This window comes from Methanospirillum sp. (genome assembly GCF_035406105.1).
Classification (GTDB): domain Archaea; phylum Halobacteriota; class Methanomicrobia; order Methanomicrobiales; family Methanospirillaceae; genus Methanospirillum.
The window spans coordinates 1-1318 of sequence record NZ_DAONKG010000364.1 but is presented as its reverse complement, the minus strand read 5'-3'; the positions used below and the strand labels follow the sequence as shown (position 1 = coordinate 1318).

Genomic DNA, 1318 nt, shown 5'->3' with positions numbered 1-1318 from the left:
GTACTGTCCTTTCACGTAATCCCTGACCTCGTTTGATATCGTCTTGTACCGCCCGCCGGTCAGGACATTAAATACCGCCTGCGTACCCACAATCTGCGAGGTCGGGGTGACGAGTGGCGGATACCCGAGATCCTCCCTGACCCGGGGGATCTCATCAAACACCGCCTCGAGTTTATCAAGGGCATCCTGCTCCTGGAGCTGGGAGATCAGGTTTGTAATCATCCCGCCAGGCAGCTGGTAAATAAGCACATCACTGTCCACCCGCTCAGCAACCGGGGTGAAAAGCCCCTCATATTTTTTCCGAATCTTCAGGCACTCATTCCGGATCTGCCGAAGCGTCAGGAGATCAATACCGGTGTCCCTGGGTGTTCCCTGAACCGATGCAACAATGCTCTCCGTCGAGGGCTGACTGGTTCCCAGGGCAAAGGGAGACATGGCAGTATCAAGAATATCAACCCCAGCTTCAATGGCTGCATCATATGCCATTGGTGCGATACCGCTTGTACAATGACTGTGCAGATCGACCAGGACATCCATCTCATCCTTGATCCCGGTAATGAGTTCCTTTGCAACGGACGGCATGATTAGCCCGGCCATGTCTTTGATGCAGATAGAGTCACAGTCGTGGGCGTACAGTTCACGGGCAAGGTCCACAAAGCCCCTGACCGAATGAACCGGACTGGTCGTGTATGATATTGTTCCCTGCAGGTGAGCACCGGTCTCTTTCACCCTGGCCATCGGCCGCTCCATATTCCTGATATCATTGAGTGCATCAAAAACCCGGAAGATATCGACCCCGTTTTTATGCGAGAGGTCAATAAACCGGTCAACCACATCGTCAGAATAGTGCCGGTATCCGACCAGGTTCTGCCCCCTGAGCAGCATCTGAATGGGTGTTGATTTCAGTTCTGCCTTGAGACTGCGGAGACGTTCCCAGGGGTCCTCATTTAAAAACCGGATACAGCTGTCAAATGTAGCTCCTCCCCATGCCTCAACCGAGAAGAATCCGGCCTTATCAATTGAGCGGGTCAGCGGGATCATATCCTCAGTCCGCATTCTGGTTGCGATGAGTGACTGGTGCGCATCCCGAAGTGTTGTATCTGTTATTAAGAGCCGTTTTTGTCGGTCAGAACTCATATGGACACCTATAATACCGCCAAGGTGCGGTTCAAACAATAAGGGTTGATCTGGCTATCATAAAAAAGTCACTGCAATCAGGGAAAAAAGAAAAATGGTGCATGATAATGCGCCGATTATGCCGTCTCTTTAGAGGGTGTTGCTTGACTAAAATTTAGAAAATTTTTGGTAAGTACATATT

At 50.8% G+C, this 1318-nt stretch carries 1 protein-coding gene; it reads right to left on the bottom strand.

The genetic code is table 11. The annotated features are described in order from the left end of the window. Nucleotides 1–1137, bottom strand: a 1137-nt coding sequence (locus PLA23_RS13515) for a pyruvate carboxylase subunit B (protein WP_324475554.1), incomplete at its 3' end; no start/stop codon positions are given. Nucleotides 1138–1318: the final 181 nt, after the last annotated feature.